The sequence below is a fragment of the Salinibacter pepae genome (assembly GCF_947077775.1).
GTDB classification, from domain to species: Bacteria; Bacteroidota; Rhodothermia; order Rhodothermales; family Salinibacteraceae; genus Salinibacter; species Salinibacter pepae.
In genome coordinates this window covers 1,200,315-1,225,324 of record NZ_CAMTTE010000001.1, presented here as the reverse complement: position 1 = coordinate 1,225,324, position 25,010 = coordinate 1,200,315, and the positions used below count along the sequence as shown (strand labels likewise).

Here is a 25,010-nt window from a genome sequence, read left to right as displayed (position 1 = left end):
GAAGGGATTGATTTCATCAGTCGCTTCGCTCGTGTCTCGACTCCGCTTCGCTGCGCCCGGAATGACTTGTTGTCAAGTTGTCAAGGGTCTTTTGCGTGTCTACTTAGTTGACCCGCTCCACCTCGTAGCCGTCATCCTCGATGGCCGCGATGGTGTTTTCGGCCTGGCCTCGACCACTGGTAATGACCTCGAACACGAGGTACGCCTCCCCCACATCGAGGCCGTGCACCGCCCGATCGTGGCGCACGTGCCGGATGTTTGCGCCCTGGCCGGCGATGCGCCGGGAAATATCGGCCATTTTCCCCGGCTGGTCGTCGATGCGAACCCGAAGACGAAGAAGTTGGATGCGGTCGGCCATGGCGTGGTCCAGAACCTCTTGGAGCCGGGCCGGATCGATGTTGCCGCCGCACAGGAGGGGGACCACCGTCTCGCCCGTCACGTCGAGCTTGTCGGACAGCAGGGCGGCCACCGGAGCCGCGCCCGCGCCTTCCACCAGCTGCTTCGCTCGTTCGAGCAGCAGCAGGATGGCGCGCGCAATTTCGCCGTCGGTGACGGTGATGACCTCGTCGACGTGGTCATCGATGAGCCCCAGGGTGAGCTCGGACACGCCGCCCGTGGCGATCCCGTCCGCGATGGTGTCGGGGTGGTCGACGGGCACCGGCACGCCCTTCGCGAGGCTCTGGGGAACGGTTGCGGCGCCCGCGGCCTGCACGCCCACCACCCGGACGTTCGGGGCAATGTCCGCGAGGGCCATGCTGGTGCCGCCGATGAGCCCCCCGCCGCCGATCGGCGCAATGACGGTATCGACGTCGGGCACCTGCTCGTAGAGCTCGAACCCGAGGGTGCCCTGGCCCGCGACGATGTCCGGGTCGTCGTACGCGTGGACGAAGAGCGCGTCGTCGCCCCGGGCCAGTTCGCGGGCGCGAGTCATCGCCTCCTGAAATGTATCGCCCGTCAGCTCCACGTCGGCCCCGTAGCCGCGCGTCGCGTCCACCTTCGCCTGGGGGGCGTTGCGGGGCATGACAATGGTCGACGGCAGGTCGACCGTCGTCGCCGCCAGGGCCACCCCCTGGGCGTGGTTGCCCGCACTGGCGGCCACCACCCGACCGACGGCCCCGGACGCCACCTGGGCGAGTTTATTGTAGGCCCCTCGCGTCTTGAACGACCCCGTGCGCTGCAGGTGCTCCATCTTGAGGATGGCGACCGCCCCGGACAGCTCCGAGAGCGAGTGGCAGGAATCGATCGGCGTTTTGCGGACGACGGACGGGTCGTCCAGGCGCTCACGGGCAGCACGAACGTCGTCGATGGTGACGGACATGGGCAAAATTCGGGGATGGGAGAGGAGTTGAGGCCCACGAGGGGCGTCGCCGGCCCGGAGCCTCGGGGCCAGCGCACGACCGACGGCAGACGCTTCGCCGAGGATGGAACAGGCAAGATAGGTGTCGGGTGCCGGTCGTCCAAACGCGTCGAGCCCCGAAACGCCATCCGGGCCTTCGGAAGTCCCGCCGAACACTCAGTTGAAACGACCGTTCCAAAAATAAAAGCCGCTCTCGAACACAGCCCCGCCCCCTGCGGCACGCCGTCCCATGCCCCGATCCCCGACGTTTGACCGTGACGCGAAGGTTGAGCAGGCGATGCAGCTCTTCTGGGAGAAGGGGTACGAGTCGACCAGCGTGCAGGACCTGGTCGATCATCTGGGCCTCAACCGTAGCAGCCTGTACAACGCCTTCGGGGGCAAGCATGAGCTGTACTTGGAGGCGCTCGACCGCTACCGCCAGCAGGACATCGAGTGGCTGCGGGGGCAGCTCCGAGAGGCCCCCACGGCGCTGAAGGGCATCCGGCAGGCCTTTGTGACGGTGGCGGAGCGGGCGACGGAGAGCTGCTGTGGGTGCTTCACGACCAACGCGGCGGTGGAATGTGCCCCGCGGGACGCGTCGACCCAGAAACGGGCGCGGGAGAGCTTCGAGAAAATGCGCTCTCTGTTCCGGACGGCCGTGGAGCAGGCCCAAGAGGAGGGTGCTGTCGATCCGTCCCGCGACGCAAAGGCCCTGGGCTGCCATCTTACGAACGTTTACAACGGCATTCACCTGACCGCCAAGACGAATCCTCCCGACGCGGTCGTGCAGGACATCGTTGAGGAGACCCTTCGAGGGCTCACGTGTTCGGCCCGCGACGCGTCTCCGTAACCGCCGGCGTTTCGGCCCGGCCCGGACTGCGTCACAAGAACGTGATGGCTAAATCTGGAACACCCGTTCCAAAAAAGGTTTTGACGGCACGGAACTGAAACGGATGGTCCAGAACGGTGGGGCAGTCCTTCCGGACCTATTTTCACTGCACTGCGCCCTTCTGCTTGCTACTATGGCACCTCCCTCGACCGCTCAGCACCCGAAGACGGCCGATCCCGACCACGACATTCTCGATCTCCTCCGCGAGCGCTGGAGCCCCCGCGCGTTCGCCGACCGGCGCGTGGAGCCGGAGAAGATCCGGCGCATGCTGGAAGCGGCGCGGTGGACGATGTCCTCCTACAACGAGCAGCCGTGGCGGTACGTCGTTGCGTCCCGGCACGACGATCCGGAGGCGTACGAACGGCTCCTCGACTGCCTCATCGAGGGAAATCAAGCCTGGGCCCAAAACGCACCGGTCCTGCTGATGTCCTTCTACAAAGAAACGTTCTCGGGGAACGACCGCCCCAATCGGTGCGCGCCCCACGACGTGGGGGCCGCCTCCGCCGCGCTCACGTTTCAGGCGAAAGAAATGGACCTCTACGTCCACCAGATGGCCGGCATCCATGCGGACGTGGCCCGCGAGACCTACGACGTGCCGGACGACTTTGAGCCGATGGCGGGGCTGGCGGTGGGGTACTTGGGAGATCCCGAGATGCTGAGCGACGACAAGCAGACGGCCGAGCAGGCGCCCCGCTCCCGCCGCTCCCTCGACGAGTTCGTGTTTGGGGACGAGTGGGAGGATTCGGCGGATGTCGTCGCGAACGGGTCGTCCCGTTGAGCAGGCCCTCGCACGCACCGGGCGAGGGGCCCCTTGCCGAGGGGCTGCCGCTCCCAGACGCCCTGAAAGAGCGAATCCACACCGGCTTCATGATCCGTTTTGTTCCGGCCTTCGTCGCACACAGCGACCAGAGACTCTTCGCACGCCCTCATTCCGCCAGTGATGGCGCTTGCGCTTCTGATGACTGCGTACGTACCCTGCACCGGTACCCTCGAACCCGTACCACCGAACCAAATGGGACCCCGGCACGGCCCGAGAAAGCCCCGCGGCCGCTGAATCGACACATGCCGTCTCCAAAACCGACCTTCGAGTCCATGACCGTTCAGTCTCCCCTTCGCGACTTTTTTGAGCAAGAGCTCGGTGCCTCCAACCAGGGACGCCGTTTCGGAACGGAGGTGCAGGTATCGACGGATCACCTCGTGAGCCACCTGGTGGAGCAGACGGTGCACCGTGCCGCGCTGGATGCCGCCACGCACCGGCAGGAGTCGAGTGCGGCCACGGGGGGGACGGCCGGGGTGTCCTGGAAGCACGTGCTGATGGTGGCCGCCCTGACCGAACTGCGGCCCGTAAAGCTGCTGTCGAAAAACTGAATCGCCCACAGGGTGGCCCGACGCCAACGGGCGCAGGACCTTTCGGGTCGTGTGCCGGATCGCCGCCGCCCCGCTCCGCCTCTGTCTTCGCTTCCGCCGTACGTCTATGGCTGCTTCCGACCGCGACGACCGCGAGTCAACCCTCGCCATCCTGAGTCGACTCTGGGGCGTGCTGTCCCCGTACAAGGCTCGGGTGGTTGGGGTGGCGTTGCTGATCAGCTTCTCGGCGGCGCTGGAGGCGGCGGGGCCGCAGTTTGTGCGCTACGCATTCGACGTGGTGATCCCCGGCGGGCGCAGCACGCTGTTTCTGTGGTTCGGGCTTGCCTTCGCCGGGTTCTACCTGTTTCGGGCGATCGTGGAGTACGGGGGCATGTACTGGAGCTTTGCCCTCACGCAGCAGGTGGTGAGCGACGTGCGCATGCAGGCCTACGACCACCTGCTGACGCTTCCGGTGTCCCGGTTCTCCAACGAGCAGTCCGGCTCCCTCAGCTCGCGTGTCGTGAGCGACCCGAACGCGCTAAAGGGGATGATCCAGGCGGCCGCGTCCCGCCTCTCCGGCCAGCTCGTGGCCATTCTGGTGGTGGCCGGCCTCCTGGTGTGGATGAACTGGAAGCTGGCCCTGGTGAACCTGGTGGTCCTGCCCCTCTTGGCCTTCGTCACCTACTACTACCAGGAACCCCTTCGCACCGCCTCCCGCAGCATCCGCGAGACGGTCGCGCGCCTGACGGCCACGTCCACCGAGGCGATTTCCAACATTCGGGTCGTGAAGGCCTTCGTCGGGGAAGAGCAGGAGCGTGAGCGCTTCGGCACGCACAACCAGCGGTACGTCGACATCAACCTCGACCGCCGCAAGGACGTGGGCAAGATGGAGGGCCTCATCAATATCACGTCCAACTACGGGACCGGGGCCCTTCTGCTCGTCGGGGGCTGGATGGTGGCGAGCGGCAGCCTTTCGCTCGGCGAGCTTACGGCGTTCATCATGTACCAGCGCCAATTGCAGGGGCCGGTGCAGTCGGTCATGTTCTTCAATGACAAGCTGCAAGCCGGCATGGCGGCCCTAGAGCGGCTCTCCGAACTCGTCGATACCGATCCGGAGACCGGGGGCGATCGGGCAGAGGTGCCCGTGGGGCCGGTGGAGCTGGAGGAGGTACGCTTCTCGTACCCGGACGCCGACGAGCCGGCGCTGCGGGACCTTTCGCTCCGCATCGAGCCGGGAGAGACGGCGGCGCTCGTGGGGTCGTCCGGGGCCGGCAAGAGCACGGTGGCCAACCTCGTCGGGCGCTTCTGGGACCCGCAGGAGGGGCGCGTGACCGTCGACGGCATCGACCTCCGGTCGTTCGAGCTGCAGGCACTGCGGGAGCACGTGGCCCTCGTGCCGCAGGACCCGACGCTCTTCTCGGGGACGGTGGCCGACAACATCCGGTACGCCGAGCCCGACGCGTCCGACGGGGCGGTCCGCCGCGCCGCGGAGATGGCGAACGCGCACGGGTTTATCCAACAGTTGGTCGACGGCTACGACACGCAGATCGGAGAGCGGGGGGTGCGCCTGTCTGGCGGGCAGAAGCAGCGTGTCGCCATTGCCCGCGCCATCCTCACCGACGCCCGCATCCTCCTGCTCGACGAGGCGACCTCCGACCTCGATAGCGAGTCCGAGGCGGTGATCCAGGACGCCCTCGACGGGCTGTTCGCACGGGGCGATCAGCTCACCTCCATCGTCATTGCCCATCGGCTCAGCACCATCGAGAACGCAGACACGATTTACGTGCTGGAGGACGGGCGACTGGTGGAACAGGGGCCGCACGACGAGCTGCTGGCCGAGGGCGGTCGCTACGCGGAGCTCTGGGCGCTGCAGCGGCGGGACGCGGACCGAGCCGCTCAGCCCAACCTTGCGGAGCCACCGGCTGTGGCCCCGGCCTCGGCGGACGGGTCGTCGTCGACACGCTCGTAGTCCCTCCGAGGCGGGGCCCCAGTTCCGACGTCCGACACCGCCGCGGCCAGTCCGACCCGGCCCGAGTTGGCGCTACTCGGCGTACGTTCCGGTGACGTACCGGCGAAGCCGGCTCGTCTCCCTCTGGGCCGTCTGGATAATCTGCTTCACGCCGTCCCCGATTGAGACGATGCCGATCAACGCCCCGCCCTCGTCGACCACCGGAAGGTGACGACACCGGAGCCTCGTCATCAGACGCAGGCACTCCTCAAGCGGCTTGTCGGGACGAACGGTCGCCACGTCCTCGGTCATCACCTCCTGGACCTCCGTCTCGTCCGAGCTGCGGCCCTCCAGGGCGATGCTCTGCATGTAATTCCGCTCGGTAAAGAGGCCGGCGATGGCACCGCCCTCCATCACCACGATGGAGCCTACGTCGCGGTCCACCATCCGTCCAATACACTCGAACACGGTTGCCGAGGGGCTCGTGGTGAGGACGGCGCCGTCGTCGGCCAGGGCGGACTTGGATCGAATGATGTCTTTCACTCGGGTATCAAGAAGGCCATCTCGTGGATTCATGGTACCGGGGCGGGCTGGTTAGGAGGCGGTGGAGGGTGTGCGTTGCGGCCGTTTTCTTATCAATGATTAACAAAGGCTTTGTTTAACGGGCGTAAAGTTCGCAGAAGACCACGGCGCCGTTCCCCGATTGTCAGAAATATAACACTTTATGCAAAATTAAAAGAAGTAGGCCCCGACGCAAGGCGGTGAGCCTTTGATCGCTTCGCCGGGCGCGCAAAGAATCTTCCGAACCTGGGTTCTTGCGCCTCATTTGTACCGGGCGTGTCCTTCGCCATCCAATACACTTTCGACCAGATGGATACCAACCGAACGGCCCTCGTCACGGGGGGCAACCGTGGCATTGGCCTTGCAATCTGTGAAGGCCTTGCCGATCGGGGCGTGCACGTCGTCATGGGCGCCCGCGATGAGGAGACGGGCGAGGACGCCGCGGCGTCCATTCGGGAGCGCGGCGGGTCGGTGCGCGTGGAGCAGCTCGACGTGATTGAGACCGCCTCGATTGAGGCCTGCAAGGAGCGTCTAGACGCGGACGACGTGGCGGTCGACGCGCTCGTCAACAACGCGGGCGTTTACCCGGAGGGCGACGCGCTGGGGGTTTCAATTGACCAGCTTGACCAGGCGTGGACGGTCAACACGCGCGGCCCGTGGCTGCTGGTAAAGGCCTTCGTGCCCGACATGATTGAGCGGGGCTACGGCCGCGTCGTGAACGTATCGTCCGGATCGGGGTCCTTCGGAGAAGGGCTTGATACGAATCACGCCGCCTACTCGGCCGCGAAGGCGGGCCTAAACGCCCTGACGATGACCCTCGACGATGCGCTGCCCGACGGGCCCGACGTGAAGGTTAACTCGATGGGGCCGGGATGGGTGCACACCCGCATGGGGGGTGAGGCGGCCCCGCGGACGCCCGAGGAGGGGGCCGATACGGCCCTCTGGTTGGCGACGCTCCCCGAAGACGGCCCGAGCGGGGGCTTTTTCCGCGACCGGGAGCGCATTCCGTGGTAGGAGCGCCCACAGCGGGGACGCGGCCGCACGTTACGATCGTAAGGGGGCACGTGTCTGGTGGACGAGGACCATTTGTCTCATCCGCCATTTCGTCCTCATGGTGTTCCTACGCCGAATCTCCGTGCTCGGGGTCCTCGGCTTCCTGATGCTCCGGCCGGCCGCCGCGCAGCCGCAAACCGACACGACCCTCACGTGGCGCAGCTACAGCCGCACCGGAACCGTACAGGTGCGGGTCTATCCCGGCCCGCCGGATGACGAGGAGGAGCACACCATCGTGCTCCGGGAACTGGCGGAGAACGAAGGGCCGTCGACGGTCGACGACCTGCAATATCTGGCCGACCTCGTGGGGCGCCGGCTCGGGGTGGATCCCACTCGGGCCTACTGGGTGCTCCACTGGGGGGGATTTTCGTTTCGGGGAGCGGACCCCGACGCCGACAAGGCCCTCTTCCTCCGCGCCACCTTCAACCGCACGCAAAGCAACACCCTGAGCAGTCCGTACTGGAGCGTGATTTCGGAAACAGACGTGCGCGAACTCACCGATCGGCGATGGAGAGAGTAGGAGGAGCACGAACGGGACCCGCGGGCCGCAATGAATCCGACGCGGGAACTCTCCGTTTCGGAGGTGTCTTCGTTGGTTCCTTCAATCAGCCCGCCGCGACCCGATGGTTCAGATTGACACCGACTACGTCGGGGACCTGCGCTGCGAGGCCGAGCACGGGCCGTCCGGCGTGACCCTCACCACCGACGCGCCGGAGGACAACCACGGCGAGGGGCGCTCCTTTTCGCCGACCGACCTGGTGGCCACGGCGCTGGGCACCTGCATCGCGACCATCCTCGGCATTCAGGCCGAGAAGCATGCCCTCGACCTCGACGGCGTCGAGATTTCCGTCGAGAAAAAGATAGCGTCCAATCCGCGTCGCATTGCGTCGCTCCGGACCGACGTGACGATGCCGACTGCACTCGACGCGCAGACCCGTGAGCGTGTGGAGCGCGCCGCCCGTCACTGTCCGGTGGACGAGAGCATTCACCCGGACATTGAGGTCCCGATTACCTTCCACTGGCCAGACGGGATGTCCGCGTCCTGAGCCGGTCCGGACGGGCGGTACCGCCTACGGTTCGAGCAGGGCCGGGCGGAAGAAGCAATCAGGACGAGGCCGCGTCGCGATTTACTTCGAGGCGGACGTGGTCGGGCCGGCCGTTCAGGTAGTCGCGCATCGCGTCGAGGAAGGCATCGAGAAGGTCGGCCCGGTCGTCGGGGGCCAGCGGCGTGTCCGCGTCGGGGCGGTCCAGCACGGCCAGCTGCACCGTGTCGGGGGCGGTCTCCACGAACCCCAGGTCGACGTAGTGGGCGCGGTCGGCGCGGTGGCGCAGGATGAGGCCCGGGGCCTCCTTGAGCGTTGAGTAGTGCTGCGAGTCTTCTTCCAGGTAGCTCCAGCCGGCCCGCACGTCCGCGAAGTCGCGGAGCACTTCCAGGGGAACGACCTTCGCATCGTCGGCGGGGCGGAGGGAGAGTCGAATGACGGTGCTCATGGGAGAGAATCGTTGTCGAACGGAAAGACAGGGACAGGGCAGGGCTACCGGACCAGGAGCAGAGGGCGGTCCAGCTCATACAGAAAGCGCTGGATGGACGTGTCGACCAGTGGCGAGCCGGTGCCGGGCATCACGAAGAGCCCCGGGCCGCGTCGGCGGGCAAGGGCGGCGAGCCGGTCCACTTCGGCCGGCGTGAGGGGGTGCACCCGGGTCTGTGCGGGGGGCGTGCCGAGGACCTCGTGCACCTCGGCGCGCAGGTGTTCGGTCTGTGTCTCGTTCTCCGCGGGCGCAAACACCGTGAGAGGGGTGTCGGGATCCGCGAGCCCGGCCGCCGTGCGCAGGGCCTTCCGGGCCGTCTCCGAACCGTCGTAGTACGTTGAGGGTGGGGGGCGGCGTCGCGGCGCGCGTCGGAGGACGAGCACCGGCGTGGAGGACTCTGCCAGAAGGGCCTCACTGGTGGTCCCGAGGCGCCGCCGGCTGCTCTGCGTGCTCGTCTTGCCCAGCGCCACAAGATCGGCCTCCTCGGCGGCCCGGAGCAACTGCCGTGTGACCTGCCCCTCGACGACCCGAAAGTCGTACGACACCGGGGCCGGTTCGGTCGCCGCCTGCAGGACCGCCTCGGCCTGATCGGCCTGGCGACGCAGCCGGCGCTGCACGCGGCGGTCGTTGAGGGCCCTGGGCGACACCGAGTGGGCACGTACCTCCGCGGCAAACGGGAGCTGAGCGGCCCGCATCAGGTTTTCGTCCTTGACGAACAGTCCCTCCAGGTCGGCCTCCAGGTCGACGGCCAGCTGCACCGCCAGGTCGAGCGCGGCGCGGCTGTGTGGGGAGGCGTCCAGGGCCACCAGAATCCGGCGAAACGATCGGTCGGACGAGGGAGATGGAGGCATGAGAGTGAAAGAAATGTCGTACATTTAGGCGTCCTCCGTGGACGATTGGGGGGTGCCGTCCGTGCGGGCAAACCGGCGCCGGCGGTCGGCAAACGTGCGGAGCCGGGCCTCCACCCGTGCGTTGATCGTACCGTCGGGGAAAGCGCCCTGTTCGTCCCGCGTGCCGGCCTCCATGCCCGTCAGCAGTGCGATGCCCTGGTCGACCGTCTCCACGGGGTAGACGTGGAACCGGCCGGCCTTAACGGCCGCCACCACGTCGGGGCGCAGCATGAGGTTGTCGGTGTTGGCCGCCGGAATGAGAACCCCCTGGTCGCCGGCGAGGCCCCGCGCCTCGCACACGTCGAAGAAGCCCTCGACCTTCTCGTTGACCCCCCCGATCGGCTGCACCACGCCGCGCTGATTCACCGATCCGGTCACGGCTAGGTTTTGTTTCAGGGGAACCTCCGCGAGGGCCGACAGGAGGGCGTACAGCTCGGCGGAGGAGGCGCTGTCCCCGTCGATGCCGCCGTACGACTGCTCAAACACGAGGCGGGCCGAGAGGGAGAGGGGATAGCGCTGCGCGAAGCGCCCCTCCAGGAAGCCCGACAGGATGAGAACGCCCTTCGAGTGGAGGGGGCCGCCGAGGGCCGCCTCCCGCTCAATGTCTACGATTTCGCCTTCGCCGAGCCGCACCCGTGTGGTGATGCGGTGCGGCCGGCCGAAGCTGAAGCCCCCGGCCTCCAGGTACGACAGGCCGTTGATCTGCCCGACGGTGGCGCCCGTGGTGTCGATGTAAATGTTCTCGCGCTCGATGGTCTCCTGCACGCGATCGCGGAGGCGGCCGGCCCGGCGGGTCTGGGCATCGATGGCGCGCTGAACGTGGTCGCCGGTCACCGTGTCGGCCCCGCCGTCCTGTGCCCAGTGGTCGGCCTCCGTCAGCAGATCCCGGATGTCTTCGACCCGGGCGCTGAGCTTTTCCGTGTCCCCGACGACGCGGAGGCTGTGTTCGAACACCCGCGCCACGCCCGAGCGGTCAAACGGGCGCAGGTCGTTGTCGTCAACGGTCGTGGCGATGAGGTCGGCGTAAGCGTCCTCCCGCGCCGCGTCCCGGTCGATCTGGTCGTCGAAGTCGGCCATCACCTTGAACAGGCGGTCCATGTCCGGGTCGAGGGCGTCGAGCAGGTAGTAGAGCATGCGCTCCCCGACGACCACGAGCTTTACGTCGAGGGGCACGGCCTCCGGCTCCAGCGTGAGGGTGCGGATGAGGCCGAGCGCCTGGCCGGGCGACTCGATCTGAATCTCCCCGTTCTGGAGGGCCCGCTTCAGGCCCTCCCAGGCGTAAGGCTGCGTGAGCAATTGCCGCGCCTCCACGATCAGGTAGCCGCCGTTCGCCTCGTGGAGGGCGCCCGGCCGAATCAGATTAAAGTCGGTCACCAGCGCGCCCATCTGGGCGATCTGCTCCACCTGGCCGACGAGGGTCTGGTAGTTTGGGTTGTCCTCGTAGACGACCGGCGCACCGTCGGTCTCCGCGTGGTCGACGAGCAGGTTGACCCGGTAGCGCCGCCAGAAGGCGCCGTCGGGGGCGCGGGCCCCCTGTTGGGCGCCGCCCTGCTGGCCCTGTTGTTGCATCATCTGCTGGGGGCCCTGCTGCTCGGGGGAGGGGCCCTGCTGGGCCGCCTGAACGAAGACGTCGACGTTCTCGATGAGGTCGTCGCGCACGCTGTCGAGAAACGCCACCACGTCGTCGAAGTCCGCGTACGCGTCGCGGAGGTCCTCGATGAGGTCGTCCACGACCAGCGTGGCCATCCCCTTGTTGAGTTCCTCGATGCGCTGGCGGGCCTCCCGCTGGTGCTCGGGCATTTTCTGGAGGATGTCCTGGAGCGCCTCCTGATAGGCCTCAATTGTTTGCTGCACCTGCTCGCGCTCCTCCTCCGGCATCGACTCGACCTCTTCGGGCGGCACGACCTCGCCGTCGTCGAGGGGCGTGAAGACGAAGCCTTGGGGCGTGCGAATGAGCGCAATGCCGTCCTCCCGGGCCCGCGCCTGCAGGTCGTCGAGCGCCGCCTCCTGTCCCTCCTGAACCTCCTCCTGTATCATCTCGCGGCGGGACCGGTACTCCTCGCTCTCGAACGTGCCGGGGAGGGCCGTCTGCAGCTCCTCGATGAGGGCATCCACGTCCTCCTTCAGCTCGCGGCCCCGGCCCGCCGGGAGGCGCAGCGCCCGCGGCTCGCGCTCGTCGTCGAAGTGGTTGATGTAGCAGAGGTCCGGCGGCGTCGCTTCCCCCGCGGCCTGCTCCTCCAAGAGGTGCTGCACGAGCGGGCGGCGTCCGGTGCCGGGGGGGCCGAGGGCGAAGACGTTGTAGCCCTCGGCGTCGATGCTCATGCCGAAGTCGAGGGCCTCGACGGCCCGGTCCTGCCCGACCACCTCCGTGTCGGCGGGCAGGTCGTCCGTCGTCTCGAACCCGAAGTCGGACGGGTCGAAGCGCGTGCGCAGGGCGTCCGCAGGAAGGGCGTCGATCATGTGGGGGAAACGGGGCGGTTGCGTGAAGGGAGGGGGCCACGAGGCCGAGATCGGCCGGAGAAGAAGCGGCCAATCGGCCTCAGTGATAGGCGGTTCGTCGGCCGGGGGGCAGGGAGCGCCCCGTGGCCACAGGACGGAGGAGACCGCACGGCGGGGACGAGCCGCCCGTCGTCAGTCGGCACGGAGCGCATCGTACACCGCCGCCTGGGGCATGCCGCGACCGGTCCACTGCCGATAGGCCGCGGCGGCCTGCTCCACGAGCATGTCGAGGCCGCCGATGGGGGTTGCCCCTTCGGCGGCCGCCTCGCGCAGGAGCCGGGTCTCCTCGGGGGTGTACACGAGGTCGTAGACGACGTGATCTTCAGTAAAGTCCACGGGATTCGGCCAGGGGGTCTGGCCGCGGCGGTCCGGCGCCATGCCCAGCGGCGTGGCGTTCACGACGAGCCGGCTCGTCCGGACCGAGAGTGCGGCTTCCTCAAACGAGGAGACCCGGAGGGCCCCGTCGGGGGCGTGGTCGGCGAGGTCGGCGGCCAGCCCCTCGGCCTGGTCGGGGCGGCGGGCCACGATCGTGAGGCGCTCCGGGCGGTAGTGACTCAGAAGCCCGTAGACGACGGCCCGGGCGGCGCCGCCGGCCCCAAACACGAGCATCGGCGCTTCCGCAAGGGCGTCGCCCCCGCGCTCCTCCAGGGGGCGCAGGAAGCCCGCAACGTCCGTGTTGTCGCCGTGCAGGCGGCCGTCGTCCCGGACGATCGTGTTGACGGCCCCCACGGCCCGTGCCCGCTCCGTCACCTCGTCGAGGAGAGGCAGCACGGCCTCTTTGTGGGGGGTTGTCACGTTGGCCCCGAGGAACTGCAGCGCCCGGAGCCCGGCCACGGCGTCGCCGAGGGCCTCCGGCCGCACCGGCGTGGCCACGTAGGCGGCATTCACGTCCTGAGCCCGGAAGGCCGTGTTGTGGATGCGGGGCGACAGGGAGTGCTCGACCGGGTGGCCGAGGAGGGTCACGAGTTGGGTCGTGGCGTCGAGGGGCACGGAGGGGAGCGGTTAATTCAGGGCGCAAGAGAGGGGGCCGCGACGAGAGCAAGCGGCAGGGTCTGAAGAATGGACATCTGGGCGGCAACGTCAATCCGGCGGCCGTCCGGTCGTTGCGGGGGCCGCGGGCGCCCGTCTCAGAACGGGCGGCGCCCCCGATTGGATCACGGAGACGGACCGGAAGGGGACGCTGCCGTCGGCAGGCGGACGACGAAGTGCGTGCCGACGCCCTCCTCTGTCTCCACGTCGATGGAGCCGTTCATGTGGTCGACCGCCTGTTTGGTGACGGCCAGTCCCAGGCCCGTGCCCTCGTATTCGCGGCCGAGTCCCTCAGAGGCCTGTCGGAACGCCTCGAAGAGGGCGGTGACCTGCTCGGGATTCATGCCGATGCCGGTGTCCTCTATCGCCATCACGGCCGCCGTTCCGGCGTCGTGCACCCGCACCTCCACCTCGCCCCCTTCGTTGGTGTACTTGATGGCATTGGAGATGAGGTTGCGCAGCACGATGTGCACCGCGCCCTCGTCGGCCCGCGCCCACACCGGGGCGTCGTCGAGGTCCGTGTGGAGGGAAATTCCGGACGCCTGGGCCTGCGGGGCAAACTGGTCGGCCGTCTCTGCGGCCTGCGCGGTGAGGTTGACGGGCTCGATCGTGAGGTCCATCTCGCCCGCCTCGAGCTTCGAGAGGTTGAGGACCCCGTCGAGGGTTTCGAGCAACCGATTCCCGCTCTTCTCGATGAGTTGCGCAAACCGCAGGACCGGCCCCGCCGTCTCGTCCCCGAGTTCGTCCCCGATGGCCTCCGCGAAGCCGATGATCGAGGTGAGGGGCGTCCGGATCTCGTGACTCATGTTGGCCAGAAAGACGGACTTCATTCGGTTTGCGTCTTCGGCCTCCTCCTTGGCCGCCAGCATCTCCTTCTCCGCCGTCTTTCGCTGGAGGGCGTTGGAGATGGCGTCGGTGAGCACGCGGAGCAGCATCACCGTGTCCGCGTCCCAGTCGCGCTGTTGCCGCACGGCGTCGAACCCGACGAAGCCGACCAGGTCCTGGTCGTTCAGCATCGGCAGTACGAGCAGGGACTGCACGTTCCCGGCCTCCAGGCGCTGCCGCAGGCCGGCGGCGTCGGGGGGGAGGTCCGCGGGGCGCGGCACTCGCAGCGGCCCCTCCCGACGGCGCATGCGGGCCATGAACCAGGGCGTCTCCGCGTACGGAATGTTTTGGAGGCGCGACTGCGTGGAGGCCGTCGCTCCGGTCCGCCACTCGTGGGTGTTGCTCATGGTGGCCGCCTCGTCGTCGAACCGGAAGACGTAGCTCCGGTCGGCGTCCACGAAGGCGCCGATGGCCTGGAGGGCGGCCTCAATCTCCCGGTCCAAGTCGTCGACGGGTGTGTTGATGAAGCGGGTGGAGATGTCGACGATCTTGCTTTCGAGTTCGGAGCGGTACGTGAGCGTCTCCTCCAGCCGGGTCCGTTCGGTGATGTCGGTATAGATGGCGTGGATCTCCGGCGGGGCGTTCCCCCGGGTTCGTCCGGTCGCCTGGAGCTGGAAGTCGCGGGGCCCGTTCTTGGTGCGGCGACGCACCTCGGTCTTCAGGGCGCCCTCCTGCACCGCGCGGCGGTTGAGGGCACTGCCTTCCTGCTCGGCGTCGTCCGGCACGATGGTTGCGTCGATGTTTTTGCCCTCAACCGCCTCGGGGTCCACCCCAAAGGTGTCCGCAAAGGCCTCATTAATGGTCGACACGTAGCTCGTGCCGTCCTCCACCGTGCAGCGCATAACCGGCGTGGGCAGGCTCTCAAAGAGATTCTCGAACCGGTCGCGCTCGTCCCGGAGGGCGCGCTCGGCGGCCTTGCGCCCGGTGATGTCGATCATGACGCCGTTGAACACGAGCTCCCCATTCCGTCGTTCGGGGGTGGCGGTGTCGAGGAGCCAGAGGCGATCGCCGGAGGGCCGGTCGAACGGCAGCTCGATGCGCCAGGGCGCCTCTCGCTCGATGGCGTCCTCGATCTTGTTCTGCGAACGGGCCCGGTGGGACGTAGGGATGCGGTCGTCGAACTGTTCGTAGAACGCGTCCGGGTCGGTGGGAAGCCCGAGAACCTCTTCGGCGTGCTCGCTGACGAAGTGGCACCCGCGTGTCCCGTCCGGACGGGCGTAGAACTGGTAGGTGACGCCGGGGATGCTGTTGGCCATGCCCCGTAGCCGACTCCGCTGATCGCGGAGGCGCTCTTCCATCTCGCGCCGGTCGGTGACGTCCCGCTGGATGGAGGCCCGGTACTCCACCTCCGCCTCTTCGGCCTGCACGGAGGTCGTGTTCCAGTGGGCGACGTACGGGGTGCCGTCTTTCTGGTAGTTGATCGTCTCCCCCTCCCACCCCTGCGTATCCCGGTCGGCGTCCTGAAGGGCGCGGATGACCGACGGATCGGTCTTGGGGCCCTTCAACACCTCAACGGTGCGCCCGAGCAGCTCCTCCTCCCGGTAGCCGGTCATCTCTTCGAACGCCTGGTTGGCGTACACGATGGGTGGGCTCGTGCCGGCCCCCGACGAGCCGTTTTTCGAGACGAGGGCGTCGGGCTCGCCGTTGGCGAAGGCGAGGTCCCCAAACGTGGGGGTGCCGTTTCGGGGCAGGGCCGTGACCAAAATGCCGTCGTCGGCCTGCTCCACCACCTCCGACAGCACGCGGAGCCGCCGCTGCCGCTGCTTCCGCTCGGTGATGTCGGTGACGGCCCCGTCGTAGTACTGCGGCTTCCCGTCCGCGTCGCGCACCACGGTGCTGCTGACGAGCCCGATGAACGGGGTCCCGTCCTTCCGGCGGAAGCGGACCTCCATCTGATCGAGCCCGTCGGCCTCGTGCTCTTCTTTCAGCAGGCGCTGCCGGTCGGACGGGGTGGCGTAGAAGGAGGCGGAGTCCGCCTGCAGGATGGCCTCGGGACTCTCGTACCCGAACAGCTCGGCGAATGCCTGATTGGCGTAGACGAGCCCGTCCTCGGGGGTGGACCGGTAGATGCCCTCCGAGACGTTGCCGGTAATGACGTGGAGCTGCTCCTCCCGGTCGCGCAGGGCCCGTCGCGCGGAGAGCAGCCGACGGATGGCAACCCCCTCTGCGAAGGAGATGCCCGCGACGCCCACCAACAGGATGAGCGGGTTGATCTGGGGGTCGGGGCCCGTGGCATAGGAGACGCCGAGCCCGCCCGCCACCAGGGCGAAACTGAGTGCCGGAAACCAGGTGACCGGCCGCCCGGACTGTGCGCTCACCCCCACGAACGCGACAATGATCGTGTAGCCCAGCAGAAGGCCGACGGCAAACTCCCCGGCAAAGTGGTTCAACGTGGTGGTGGCGACCAGCCAGACCAGCACGATGAAAAGGGCGCCGCGCAGCCACGAGACGAAGTGGTGGCGCACGTGGCGGGACAGATACGAGGCCGGGACCAGGGCCCCGAGCAGGCCGGCCACCCCGAGCCGGGCCCACAGTGGATCGACGGCGTCCGGGTTGGTCGCCGCGTAGAGGGGGCCGAAGAGGAGAATGAGAACAGCCCCCAAGAGGGTCAGCAGCCGAAAATCCTGAACCCGTGATCGCTCTTCCTGGGAAAGAGCGTCGTCCTCAAGGCGAAAGGGAGAAACGATCTGCTGCCAGAGGTCATCCACGGGAGAGGGAGTGAAGTCGCAAGGTCAGTCTGTACCCGAAACCGGCTTTTTGCGTTGGGGCTTTGGCGTCCAGGGCCTCCCGACGGCCCCGAGGCGCTGTGCCGAAGGGCATTGACGAGTCCGAGCCAAGTCTTGGGGCGGGCACACGAGCCCTGAAGTCTTTCGTGTGATTGGGGCAACAGTACTATCAAAAAACATGCCCGATAAGTCAAGTCGGAATTCGACGAACACGTCAAGCTGGAAAGTGGACGGCTTCCTGCTTCTTCCGACGAGGACTCTTTGGCAATGGAGGGATGAGATGAGACCGACGCGGAATGGTTTTGCCACGTGCCCGTTGCGAAGTGGTTTCTTCGAGAGGGGCGGAGGGCGTGCCCCGCCCGGGCGTCCACGAGACCGAATCGCGCGTCTACTGGACGACCCCTTCCTGCTCGCCCGCGCGGTACAGCTCGTACAGCCGGTCGATGCCGGCCGGGTTGCCGATGATGGTTACGCGGTCCCCTTCCTCCAGGCGCGTGGCCCCGGAGGGCACGGTGATCTGTCCGTCGCGCCGCACGAGGGCCACCAGCACGCCCGCCGGCAGGTTCAGGTCGGTCACGGTCCGGCCGATAAACTCGTCCGTGTTGGTCCCCGAAAGGAGGTTGAGCGTGAGGTAGCGTTCGTGGTGGAGCAGGCTCTCCTTGACCTCCTGCTCGTCGGCGGCCGCGCGCCACTCGACGAGGAATTGCTCCTCGTCGGTCCGGTTGGCGAGGGTGGCCAGCGTGCGGAGGTGCTCCCCCTCGTCGTCCTTCGGGCTGACGAGAAAGAAGAAGGCGTAGACCGGCTCGGAGCGGTCCAGCTCTTCGATCTCGTCCTCCAGGTCGACGCAGATCCCGGACTGGCAGTGCACCATCACCATCTTCGACTCGCTGATCCCGTCGAGGCGACAGTAGGGAAGGGCAGCCCCGTGGGAGACGGAAACGGCACTGTACGGGGCCCCTTCCAGAAACCCGTGTTCGAGGGTTTCGGACGAGAGGCCAAGCTCTTCCGCCAGCCGGCCCGACACGTCCTCCACCACGTCCGCGTAGGGAACCGGCTCGTCGAGGTGGATGACGTCCGACTCGGCCACGAGCCGATCAAACGCGGTGTCGTGCCCCACCCCTTTCTCCTCGAGGATGGTCTGCAGCTCCCGGTCGAGGCCGTCGTAGCGCTGCTTGCCGAGGCGGGCAAAGAGGTGAAAGATCGCGCCCTCGCGGGGGACGTCGGAGGCGTAGTAGAAGTACCAGCCCACGCCGACCAGCACCACCACGCCCGTGAAGACGATGGCCAGCGTTCCCATTTCCGAGATGAGGAAGAAGGGAATGGCGATGCCCGCCACCTGCACCCACGGGTACAGCGGCGACCGGTAGCCGGGCGCGTAGGACGGAATTTCGCTCTCCCGCATCACGACGACCGCGAAGTTGAGGAGCGCAAAGATCAGGAGCTGGAACGCACTGGCCAGCTTCGCCACGCCCTCTTCGGAGAGCACGAAGATGATGATGAGCATGAGCCCCACCGTCACCACGATCGAGCGGGTGGGCGTGTTGAAGCGACCGATCCGGGCGAAGCCGTCGGGCAGCAGGCGGTCGCGGGCCATCGCCAGCGGGTAGCGCGAGGCCGACATGATGCCGGCGTTGCCGGTGGAGGCGAACGCCGCGACGGCCGCGACGACGATCAGGATCGGGCCCAGGGTGTACGGGAGCCAGTTGAAGAACACCTCGCCGGAGGTGTACACCGGCGTCAGGTCGGCGTGGAGGTCCGTGGCCGGCAGGATGGCCACCATGATGGCCACGCCCACGACGTAGATGCCCGTGGCCGTGAGCAGCGACAGGCCCATCCCTAAGGGAATGTTGCGGTCCGGATTTTTGACCTCCTCGGCCACGCTGGCGACCTTCGTCAGGCCGGCGTACGAGACGAAGACGATCCCGATGGTGGCGAGAAAGCCGCGCGCGCCCTCCGTAAAGAAGGGCGTGAACTCGCCGGCGGCCCCGCCGACGGCGCTCTGCCCGCCCCAGACCGACAGGACGCCCTGGGCGGCGTAGAAGCCGAGCACACCCACCAGAATCGTCACCAGCACGCGCTGCAGCAGGCTGCTCTCCTTGGCCCCAACGACGTTGAGCACCCCGAAGGCCAGCGTGAGGGCCGCCGCCAGGGGCTTGATGGGCACGTCGGCGTAGATGGCGAGGTAGGCGCCCATCCCGATGAGGGCGAACGCGCTCTTGAAGACGAGCGCGAGCCAGGTGCCCAGGCCGCCCACGGTGCCCGCGAGCGGGCCGAGGGCCCGGTCGAGAAAGTAATACGTGCCCCCTGCCTTGGGCATGGCCGTCGAGAGCTCCGCCATGCTGTACATGGACGGCAGGATGAGCAGGCCCGCCACCAGGTACGCGAGGATGACCGAGGGCCCGGTCTCCGCCGCCGCGATGCCGGGCAGCAGAAAGAACCCGGAGCTGAACATCGCCCCCGTACTGATCGAGTAGACGTCGTAGAGGGTGAGGGTTTTCTGAAGGTCCGAGGAGCCCGAAGCCATATTTGTAGCGGGCAAATCAGGAAGAAAAGGGAGTGGACGTAAAGGACCAAGGCGGGGGGCACGGTTCCCCGCCTCCCCAAAACTTGACGAGTCTCTCCCAAGGGCCCCGGTCCGCGTCCCCGCAGTTGCGGCCCCGTCGACCGTGCGACCGGTCCAGCCCCTCGTAGACGTTAAAACGCAACCCGTTCGAGCAGGCGGCGCACGGGGCCGGGGCCCTCGGCCTGCTGCGGCCGCACCACGATGGCGGGCCCGCCGAAGGCGCCCGCAATGCGCTGCGGGTCTCGGTTGCCCAGGAGGCGGGCCCACCAGGCCGCATCGCTCTCCACGACGACGAGGTCGGCGGCGGACACGGCCTGCGCCATTGCCGCCGGTGTCGTCGTGCCCACGAGGTTCGACTCGACGGGCACCGTGCACAGGCCCATCAGGTCTTCGTGGTAGGTGCGGACGGTGGCGCGTTGATCCTCGGTCGCGTCGGCGGGGACGGCGTGTCCCAGGACGAGGCTCGCGCCGGCGGCCGCCGCGAGCCCGTTGGCCAGCTCCACCTTTCGGGGGTCGAACGGCCCGTTGTCGGTGACCAGTGCAATGCGGTCGAGCACCGCGAGGGGCGTCGGTTCCACCAGCAGGAGGTCGGCGGAGCAGTGGCGCGAAATCCAGTCCAGGTCGCGCTCGTCCAGCCAGGAGCGGTCGGCGGAGAGGGTCCGCTCCAGCACCAGCAGGTCCACCGCGTGGTGCCGGGCGAAGTTGGCCACCGCGTGGCGCACGTCGTGGCTGACGACCTCCCCGTACTCGAACGGCCCGTCCACCGACGCCCCAAAGCGGTCCATCCGGGTCTCGAAGTCCACGTCGTCGGGGGACTGCACCTCGGCGGCGGAGTCGAGCGGCAACTGGTCGGGCACTGCGTCGAAGCGCATCACCGTGAGGCCCCCGTCGAGGGTCCCGGTGAGGGCGGCCCCGACCTCCACCAGCGCCGTCTCCCGGTCCGGCCGCAGGTCCTCGGTGGTCCCTACGACCACGCGGTCCGCCCGCCGCCCGGTATCGAGGGCGGCCCGGGTGCGCTCGGCGGCCTGCTGCCCCACGCGGCGCCGCAGTTCGTCCCGCACCACGCCCTCCCGCCCCACGCGGCGCCGGGCGTAGGCCCCGTACCAGAGCGCCCCGGCCCCGGTGATCAGGACGGCCCCCACGAGCGGCACCAGCCCCATCTGGCTGAGCAGGGCGAGGCCCCCGAGCACGCCGACCCCCTGCGTCCACGGGTACAGCGGGTCCCGGAATGCCGGGTCGTAGTCGTCGAGGTCGCTCTCGCGAAAGGCGACGAGGGCGAGGTTGACGAGAATAAAGACGAGGATTTTGAAGGCACTGCCCAGCTTCGCAATGTCGTCGATCGGGACGAACGCAATCATGGCGAGCACGACGCCCCCCGTGACCGTGATGGCGGTGGTCGGGGTGTCGAACCGGTCGCTCACGTGCTGGAGCGCGTCGGGCACCAGCTTGTCGCGGCTCATGGCGAACGGGTAGCGCGAGGCGGAGAGGAGGCCCGCGTTGGCGGTGCTCACGAGGGCCAGGATGGCGGCCGCGACCACCACGATCACGCCCCACTGGATGAGGGTGCTGCCCGCCACGTCGGCCACCGGCGTCGAGGAGCCGGCAAGGCCCGCCGTGGGCGCCGCCCCCACGATGACGGTCACCACGAGCACGTAGAGCAGCGTCGTGAAGGCGAGCGAGCCGAGGAGGCCGAGCGGAATGTTGCGGTCCGGGTGCTCGATCTCTTCGGCCACGCTCGCTACTTTTGTGACCCCGGCGTACGACACGTACACAAAGCCCGTGGCGGCCAGCAATCCCCCCACGCCTTCGTCGAAGAACCCCTCGAAGCGCACCGGGTCCACGTCCCCGAGGCTGCCGCCCACGAACCACACCATGGCCGCCAACATCACCGCCACCAGGGCCACCTGGATGCGCCCGGTCTGCTTGACGCCCAGGAGGTTCACCACGATCAGCACGCCCGCAATGCCGAGGGCCAGCGCCTGGGGCGGCACGTCGAACAGGAGCACGATGTAGGGCGCCCCGCCAACGAGCGCGAGCGCGCCCTTGAACGAGAGGGAGAACCAGGTGCCAATGCCGGCGATGGTGCCGAGGAGGGGGCCCATCCCGCGCTCGATGTACACGTACGTGCCCCCGGCCTCCGGCATTGCCGTGGCCATCTCCGCCTTGCTCAGGGCCGCCGGCAGCACCAGCACCCCGGCCAGCAGGTAGGCCAGCACGACCGCCGGGCCCGCCATCTTCATGGCGAGGGCGGGGAGGATGAAGATGCCGCTGCCCACCATGGCCCCGATGCTGATGGCCAGCACCGACGGCAGTCCGAGATCGCGTTCCAGTTCCTTGGCCATCGCAGCGACAAACGTCCGGAGAGAAGAGCGAGAACCCGACTTGTGGGGTTCAGATGGACGCACTCGGCCCGGGCATGTTGGCCCGTGCGCGGCGTGTTCACGAAACCGGGGAATTTACGGGCTCGGGGACGTCGCCTCGTTCTGCGCCGTCGGTCGCGTCTGCCGAAACCAGTCCATAAACGCGTCGCTCGCGGCGTGGGCGAAGCGGATGGGGGTTCCGCCCCGGGCCTCGACCCACTCGGCCTCGTGGTCCTCGAAGACGCGCACCAGAATGGGGACGGTGTCGCCGACGTAGTCCAGCAACGACTCGACGGCCTTTGGATTGCGGAGAAGGGACACCACGATACGGGCCTGCGCCCCCCCGGCCTTCAGCAAAACTGACCGATCGCTCCCGTCGCCGCGCACACAGCGCACGCCCCGGTCGCGAAGGCGATTCACCACGGTGGGGTCCTCGTCCACCACGACGGCCTCGTATTTGGACTCCCGAAGCAGCCGAAGCAAGGGGCGGGCGTTCCGCCCACCCCCCAGGACAAGCACGTGGTTGCTTGGCACCTCGGACAGAACGTCTGACTGACGCGAGGGATGCCACCGCACGAGCTCCCACACCACCGTCTCGCTCGTGAGCAGCGGGGTGAGCATCATCGTGAAGACCGTGGTCAGGACGATCACCGAAAAAACCTCCCCCCCAATGGGACCGGCCACGAGGGCCTGCAGGCCCACGACCAGCGAGAGTTCACTCGTCTGGGCGAGCAGCAGGCCACTCTCCAGGGCGGACCGGGCCACGAGCCCGGTCCACGCCCCCACGACGGCAACAATCAGGGGGGTCAGCACCAGCACCACCCCCGCAAAGAGGACCGCGTGCCCGATCAGGGTGGGGTCGGGCCGGGCGGCCGCTATCCCCAGCGACGCGAAGAAAATCGCCGAGAAGAAGTCGTAGAGCGGCTGCATCTCGGCGTGCACGATGCCGCTGAAGGGAAACCCTGAAAGCGAAACGCCGGCGAGGAAGGCCGCGGCGAAGAGCGGCACGTCAAGCCACGCCGCCGCCCCCATGAACCCAAACAGCACGCCGAGGACCGCGAGCAACTGCGTCTCGGCGTCCAGCTCGCGCTCGAGCAGGAGCGGCACCACGCCCTTCATCACAATTCCCACCCCAGCGAGCAGTACGGCCGTCCCGCCCAGGCTGCCCAGCACGGCCGCGGGACCGTCCGGGAGCCGGACGAGCAGCGGCAAAAGGAGGACGACGATCACGTCCTGCAGGAGCAGTGCGCCGAGCACCGTGCGCCCGTAGGGCTCAAACATCTGCTGCCGGCGCTGGAGGAGGCGCACGCCCACGATCGTGGAGCTGGCCGCCAGGGCCAAGCCCAGGTAGAGCGCGTCGGTGAGGGCATAGTCGAGCCCGTACGCAATCCCCAATGCCGCCGCGGCGAGGCCTACAAACTGCGCGACGCCGATCCCAAAGGCCGTTTTCTTGAACGGCCCGACGCGGGTGAGGCTGAGGTCCGTCCCCGCCACGAAAAGCAGGATGGACACGCTTAAAAACAAAACGTCCTCCACGAACCCGGCGTCGCCCACGGCCCCTGTGGCATTCAGGGCGAGGCCCCCCATCAGCAGGAACGGGATGGCGGGAAGCTGCGTCCAGCGCGACACCCCGTACCCGGCGGCCGCCAGGCCGAGAAGAATGGCAAGCTCCGTCATGACAACACCGCTCTCGATTTGAGCTCGTCGAGCAGGCGCCGGGCCCCTTCGTGCTTCGACCGAATCAGGTGGTCCACCCCGAAGCTGCGGAGGCTGTTCTCGCTGGTGCGATCGAACGCGTGGATGCTGCACGGCACGCCGGCCCGCCGGGCGTGGTAGGCCAACAGGTTGTTGGTGCCTTCGATGCTGAGGCTCGAAACAACCAGCCTGGCGTCCTCCCAGTCCGCCGCCGCGCGCGTCGTCTCGTGGATGGCGTTGCCGTGGACGGTGCGTACGGAGAGCCGGGCGAGCTTCTCCGGGTCGGTGTCGACCGCGACGACCGTCTCGCCGGCCGCGGTCAGCCGGTCGACGAGGCGGCGGCCAAGTGTGTTCAGGCCCACGACGATGACGTGCCCCTGCAGCCCGTCCGGCGGAGGGGCGGGGGCCTCCTGCCGCGCGCCGAGCCCGGCCAGCGGCCGGTACGGCTTCACGGCGGCGTAGAGGCGGTCGCTGTAGAGCAACAGAAACGAGGAGAGCGCGAAGGTGACGAGGCCCACCAGCGTGATGACCGACAGGAGCGCCTCGTCGATCAGGCCCGAGGCGAGCGCCAGCGCGCCGAAGATGAGCGAAAACTCACTGATCTGTGCGAGACTGAGGCCCGTCCGGAACGCGGTCTCTTCGCCGTGGCCCAGCCGGGGCAGCACCCCAAAGAAGAGCAGCGGCTTGACGACCATCACGAACGCCGCGAGCGCTAGGGCGAGGGGCCACCGCGCAAGGGCCGCCCCCAGTTCCATCTGCAGGCCGAGCGACACGAAGAAGACGATGATGAAGAAGTTCATCAGCGGGTGCACGCGCTGGCGCAACTCGTGGCACTGCGGCAGCTGGGCGAGCGCAATCCCGGCCAGGAAGGCCCCCAGTTCGGGCGAGAGGTGAAGCGCCTCGGCCCCCAGTACCACCAGGAAGCACCAGAAGAGGCTCCAGATGAACAAGCCCTCGGTCATCCGGGAAATCCACTGGATGGCTGGCGGCAGGACGTACCGGGCTGCCGCCGCGATGAGACCGCCCAGGAGCGCCATCCCCACGAAGGCCTGTCCGAGGCCCCACGCCACGTCGGCCCACGCGAGTTCGCCGGGCCCCGCGAGGCCGGCGACGAACGTGAGCACCATCACCACCACGAGGTCCTGCACCAACAGCACGCCCACGGCAATCTGCCCGTACGGCGCGTCGAGGTCGCCCTGCTTTTCGAGCATCTTGACGACCACGACCGTGCTGCTAAACATAATCGCCACGGCCACCACGACGGCCTCGACGACCGGCACCCCGAAGAGCCCTGCCAGCAGGCCCCCACCGAGCGCCGTGCCGCCCATCTGTACGCCCCCCGCCACGAAGGCGGTCGTGCCCACCTCTTTGATCTTGTCGAGGCTCAGCTCCAGCCCCACGAGGAAGAGGAGCAGGATGATGCCGAACTCGGCGATGAGCTCGATGGTGTGGGTCACCGTCAACACCCCAAGCGTCGGCCCCAGCAACAGCCCGGCCCCGATATACGCCACAATGTTGGGCACGCGCGCGGCCCGGGCTACGAGCACGACCCCGAGGGCGGCCAGCAGCATGATGCCCAGGCTGCGGAGCAGCTCGAACTCGACCATGCGAGGGGGGCTGTCGAGGAGAGAGGGACCGGACGAACGTCATGCGGGGGGCGCGGGTCCCAGAATAACGGGCGAGCGAAGGAGACACAATC

The 25,010-nt window shown here is 68.0% G+C and carries 18 protein-coding genes; 7 read left to right on the top strand and 11 right to left on the bottom strand.

The genetic code is table 11. From position 1 onward, the window contains the following. Positions 1-103: 103 nt before the first annotated feature. On the bottom strand, positions 104-1,318 hold the full coding sequence (gene ilvA, locus OJA40_RS05085; RefSeq protein ID WP_263810065.1) for a threonine ammonia-lyase: 1,215 nt from the start codon (positions 1,316-1,318) through the stop codon (positions 104-106). 268 nt (positions 1,319-1,586) lie between these two features. Between ilvA and OJA40_RS05080 the strand changes: the two genes are divergently transcribed. The 4 genes from OJA40_RS05080 (at position 1,587) to OJA40_RS05065 (ending at position 5,541) form a co-directional block, all read left to right on the top strand. Further along, on the top strand, positions 1,587-2,186 hold the full coding sequence (locus OJA40_RS05080; RefSeq protein WP_208425668.1) for a TetR/AcrR family transcriptional regulator: 600 nt from the start codon (positions 1,587-1,589) through the stop codon (positions 2,184-2,186). A gap of 172 nt (positions 2,187-2,358) precedes the next feature. Further along, positions 2,359-3,003, top strand: a complete 645-nt coding sequence (locus tag OJA40_RS05075) for a nitroreductase family protein (protein ID WP_263790095.1) — start codon at positions 2,359-2,361, stop codon at positions 3,001-3,003. Positions 3,004-3,317: 314 nt separating this feature from the next. After that, the gene (locus tag OJA40_RS05070; RefSeq protein WP_208425666.1) at positions 3,318-3,593 is read left to right on the top strand and encodes a hypothetical protein; all 276 of its coding nucleotides are present in this window, start codon (positions 3,318-3,320) and stop codon (positions 3,591-3,593) included. 106 nt (positions 3,594-3,699) lie between these two features. Continuing rightward, positions 3,700-5,541: an ABC transporter ATP-binding protein gene (locus OJA40_RS05065; protein WP_208425665.1), complete on the top strand. Its 1,842-nt coding sequence runs from the start codon at positions 3,700-3,702 to the stop codon at positions 5,539-5,541. Positions 5,542-5,613: 72 nt separating this feature from the next. On the opposite strand, the gene OJA40_RS05060 is transcribed toward OJA40_RS05065, so the two are convergent. Next, positions 5,614-6,096 (bottom strand): CBS domain-containing protein, encoded by a 483-nt coding sequence (locus OJA40_RS05060; RefSeq protein WP_208425664.1) that lies wholly within the window; start codon positions 6,094-6,096, stop codon positions 5,614-5,616. Between the two features lie 294 nt (positions 6,097-6,390). Here OJA40_RS05060 and OJA40_RS05055 point away from each other — a divergent pair, with 294 nt between their 5' ends. The 3 genes from OJA40_RS05055 to OJA40_RS05045 all read left to right on the top strand — a co-directional run bounded on the left by OJA40_RS05055 (position 6,391) and on the right by OJA40_RS05045 (position 8,180). After that, on the top strand, positions 6,391-7,095 hold the full coding sequence (locus tag OJA40_RS05055; RefSeq protein WP_208425663.1) for an SDR family NAD(P)-dependent oxidoreductase: 705 nt from the start codon (positions 6,391-6,393) through the stop codon (positions 7,093-7,095). A 97-nt stretch (positions 7,096-7,192) separates the two neighbouring features. Continuing rightward, entirely contained in the window at positions 7,193-7,654 is a 462-nt protein-coding gene (locus OJA40_RS05050) for a hypothetical protein (protein WP_208425662.1), read from the top strand. Between the two features lie 103 nt (positions 7,655-7,757). Next, positions 7,758-8,180, top strand: coding sequence for an OsmC family protein (locus tag OJA40_RS05045; RefSeq protein ID WP_208425661.1), 423 nt, complete (start codon positions 7,758-7,760; stop codon positions 8,178-8,180). A 58-nt stretch (positions 8,181-8,238) separates the two neighbouring features. Here the strand turns inward: OJA40_RS05045 and OJA40_RS05040 are convergent, their stop codons facing one another. The 9 genes from OJA40_RS05040 to OJA40_RS05000 form a co-directional block, all read right to left on the bottom strand. Next, complete coding sequence (locus tag OJA40_RS05040; RefSeq protein WP_208425660.1) at positions 8,239-8,625, bottom strand: hypothetical protein; 387 nt, start codon at positions 8,623-8,625, stop codon at positions 8,239-8,241. 44 nt (positions 8,626-8,669) lie between these two features. Then, complete coding sequence (locus tag OJA40_RS05035) at positions 8,670-9,515, bottom strand: universal stress protein (RefSeq protein WP_208425659.1); 846 nt, start codon at positions 9,513-9,515, stop codon at positions 8,670-8,672. 24 nt (positions 9,516-9,539) lie between these two features. Next, the gene (locus tag OJA40_RS05030) at positions 9,540-12,014 is read right to left on the bottom strand and encodes a Lon protease family protein (RefSeq protein ID WP_263810064.1); all 2,475 of its coding nucleotides are present in this window, start codon (positions 12,012-12,014) and stop codon (positions 9,540-9,542) included. Between the two features lie 171 nt (positions 12,015-12,185). Further along, on the bottom strand, positions 12,186-13,043 hold the full coding sequence (locus OJA40_RS05025; protein ID WP_263808629.1) for a shikimate dehydrogenase: 858 nt from the start codon (positions 13,041-13,043) through the stop codon (positions 12,186-12,188). A 164-nt stretch (positions 13,044-13,207) separates the two neighbouring features. After that, the gene (locus OJA40_RS05020; protein WP_263810063.1) at positions 13,208-16,675 is read right to left on the bottom strand and encodes a PAS domain S-box protein; all 3,468 of its coding nucleotides are present in this window, start codon (positions 16,673-16,675) and stop codon (positions 13,208-13,210) included. 406 nt (positions 16,676-17,081) lie between these two features. Then, a complete protein-coding gene (locus OJA40_RS05015; protein WP_208425655.1) occupies positions 17,082-19,217 on the bottom strand; it encodes an amino acid permease in 2,136 nt (711 codons plus the stop codon). Positions 19,218-19,387: 170 nt separating this feature from the next. After that, a complete protein-coding gene (locus OJA40_RS05010; protein ID WP_263810062.1) occupies positions 19,388-21,598 on the bottom strand; it encodes an APC family permease in 2,211 nt (736 codons plus the stop codon). A gap of 114 nt (positions 21,599-21,712) precedes the next feature. Then, a complete protein-coding gene (locus tag OJA40_RS05005) occupies positions 21,713-23,293 on the bottom strand; it encodes a cation:proton antiporter (RefSeq protein ID WP_263810061.1) in 1,581 nt (526 codons plus the stop codon). Beyond that, positions 23,290-24,918 carry a cation:proton antiporter domain-containing protein gene (locus OJA40_RS05000; RefSeq protein ID WP_263810060.1) on the bottom strand — a complete coding sequence of 543 codons (1,629 nt, stop codon included), beginning with the start codon at positions 24,916-24,918 and terminating at the stop codon, positions 23,290-23,292. Before OJA40_RS05000 ends, OJA40_RS05005 begins: the two co-directional genes overlap by 4 nt. Between the last annotated feature and the right edge of the window lie 92 nt (positions 24,919-25,010).

Bases quoted from the DNA above. Each gene is read 5' to 3' on its own strand.
- OJA40_RS05015 (WP_208425655.1), bottom strand. From the start codon at position 19,217: ATGGCTTCGGGCTCCTCGGACCTTCAGAAAACCCTCACCCTCTACGAC.
- OJA40_RS05055 (WP_208425663.1), top strand. From the start codon at position 6,391: ATGGATACCAACCGAACGGCCCTCGTCACGGGGGGCAACCGTGGCATT.
- OJA40_RS05040 (WP_208425660.1), bottom strand. From the start codon at position 8,625: ATGAGCACCGTCATTCGACTCTCCCTCCGCCCCGCCGACGATGCGAAG.
- OJA40_RS05065 (WP_208425665.1), top strand. From the start codon at position 3,700: ATGGCTGCTTCCGACCGCGACGACCGCGAGTCAACCCTCGCCATCCTG.
- OJA40_RS05080 (WP_208425668.1), top strand. From the start codon at position 1,587: ATGCCCCGATCCCCGACGTTTGACCGTGACGCGAAGGTTGAGCAGGCG.
- OJA40_RS05010 (WP_263810062.1), bottom strand. From the start codon at position 21,598: ATGGCCAAGGAACTGGAACGCGATCTCGGACTGCCGTCGGTGCTGGCC.
- OJA40_RS05075 (WP_263790095.1), top strand. From the start codon at position 2,359: ATGGCACCTCCCTCGACCGCTCAGCACCCGAAGACGGCCGATCCCGAC.
- ilvA (WP_263810065.1), bottom strand. From the start codon at position 1,318: ATGTCCGTCACCATCGACGACGTTCGTGCTGCCCGTGAGCGCCTGGAC.
- OJA40_RS05030 (WP_263810064.1), bottom strand. From the start codon at position 12,014: ATGATCGACGCCCTTCCTGCGGACGCCCTGCGCACGCGCTTCGACCCG.
- OJA40_RS05070 (WP_208425666.1), top strand. From the start codon at position 3,318: ATGACCGTTCAGTCTCCCCTTCGCGACTTTTTTGAGCAAGAGCTCGGT.
- OJA40_RS05005 (WP_263810061.1), bottom strand. From the start codon at position 23,293: ATGACGGAGCTTGCCATTCTTCTCGGCCTGGCGGCCGCCGGGTACGGG.
- OJA40_RS05050 (WP_208425662.1), top strand. From the start codon at position 7,193: ATGGTGTTCCTACGCCGAATCTCCGTGCTCGGGGTCCTCGGCTTCCTG.
- OJA40_RS05035 (WP_208425659.1), bottom strand. From the start codon at position 9,515: ATGCCTCCATCTCCCTCGTCCGACCGATCGTTTCGCCGGATTCTGGTG.
- OJA40_RS05060 (WP_208425664.1), bottom strand. From the start codon at position 6,096: ATGAATCCACGAGATGGCCTTCTTGATACCCGAGTGAAAGACATCATT.
- OJA40_RS05000 (WP_263810060.1), bottom strand. From the start codon at position 24,918: ATGGTCGAGTTCGAGCTGCTCCGCAGCCTGGGCATCATGCTGCTGGCC.
- OJA40_RS05045 (WP_208425661.1), top strand. From the start codon at position 7,758: ATGGTTCAGATTGACACCGACTACGTCGGGGACCTGCGCTGCGAGGCC.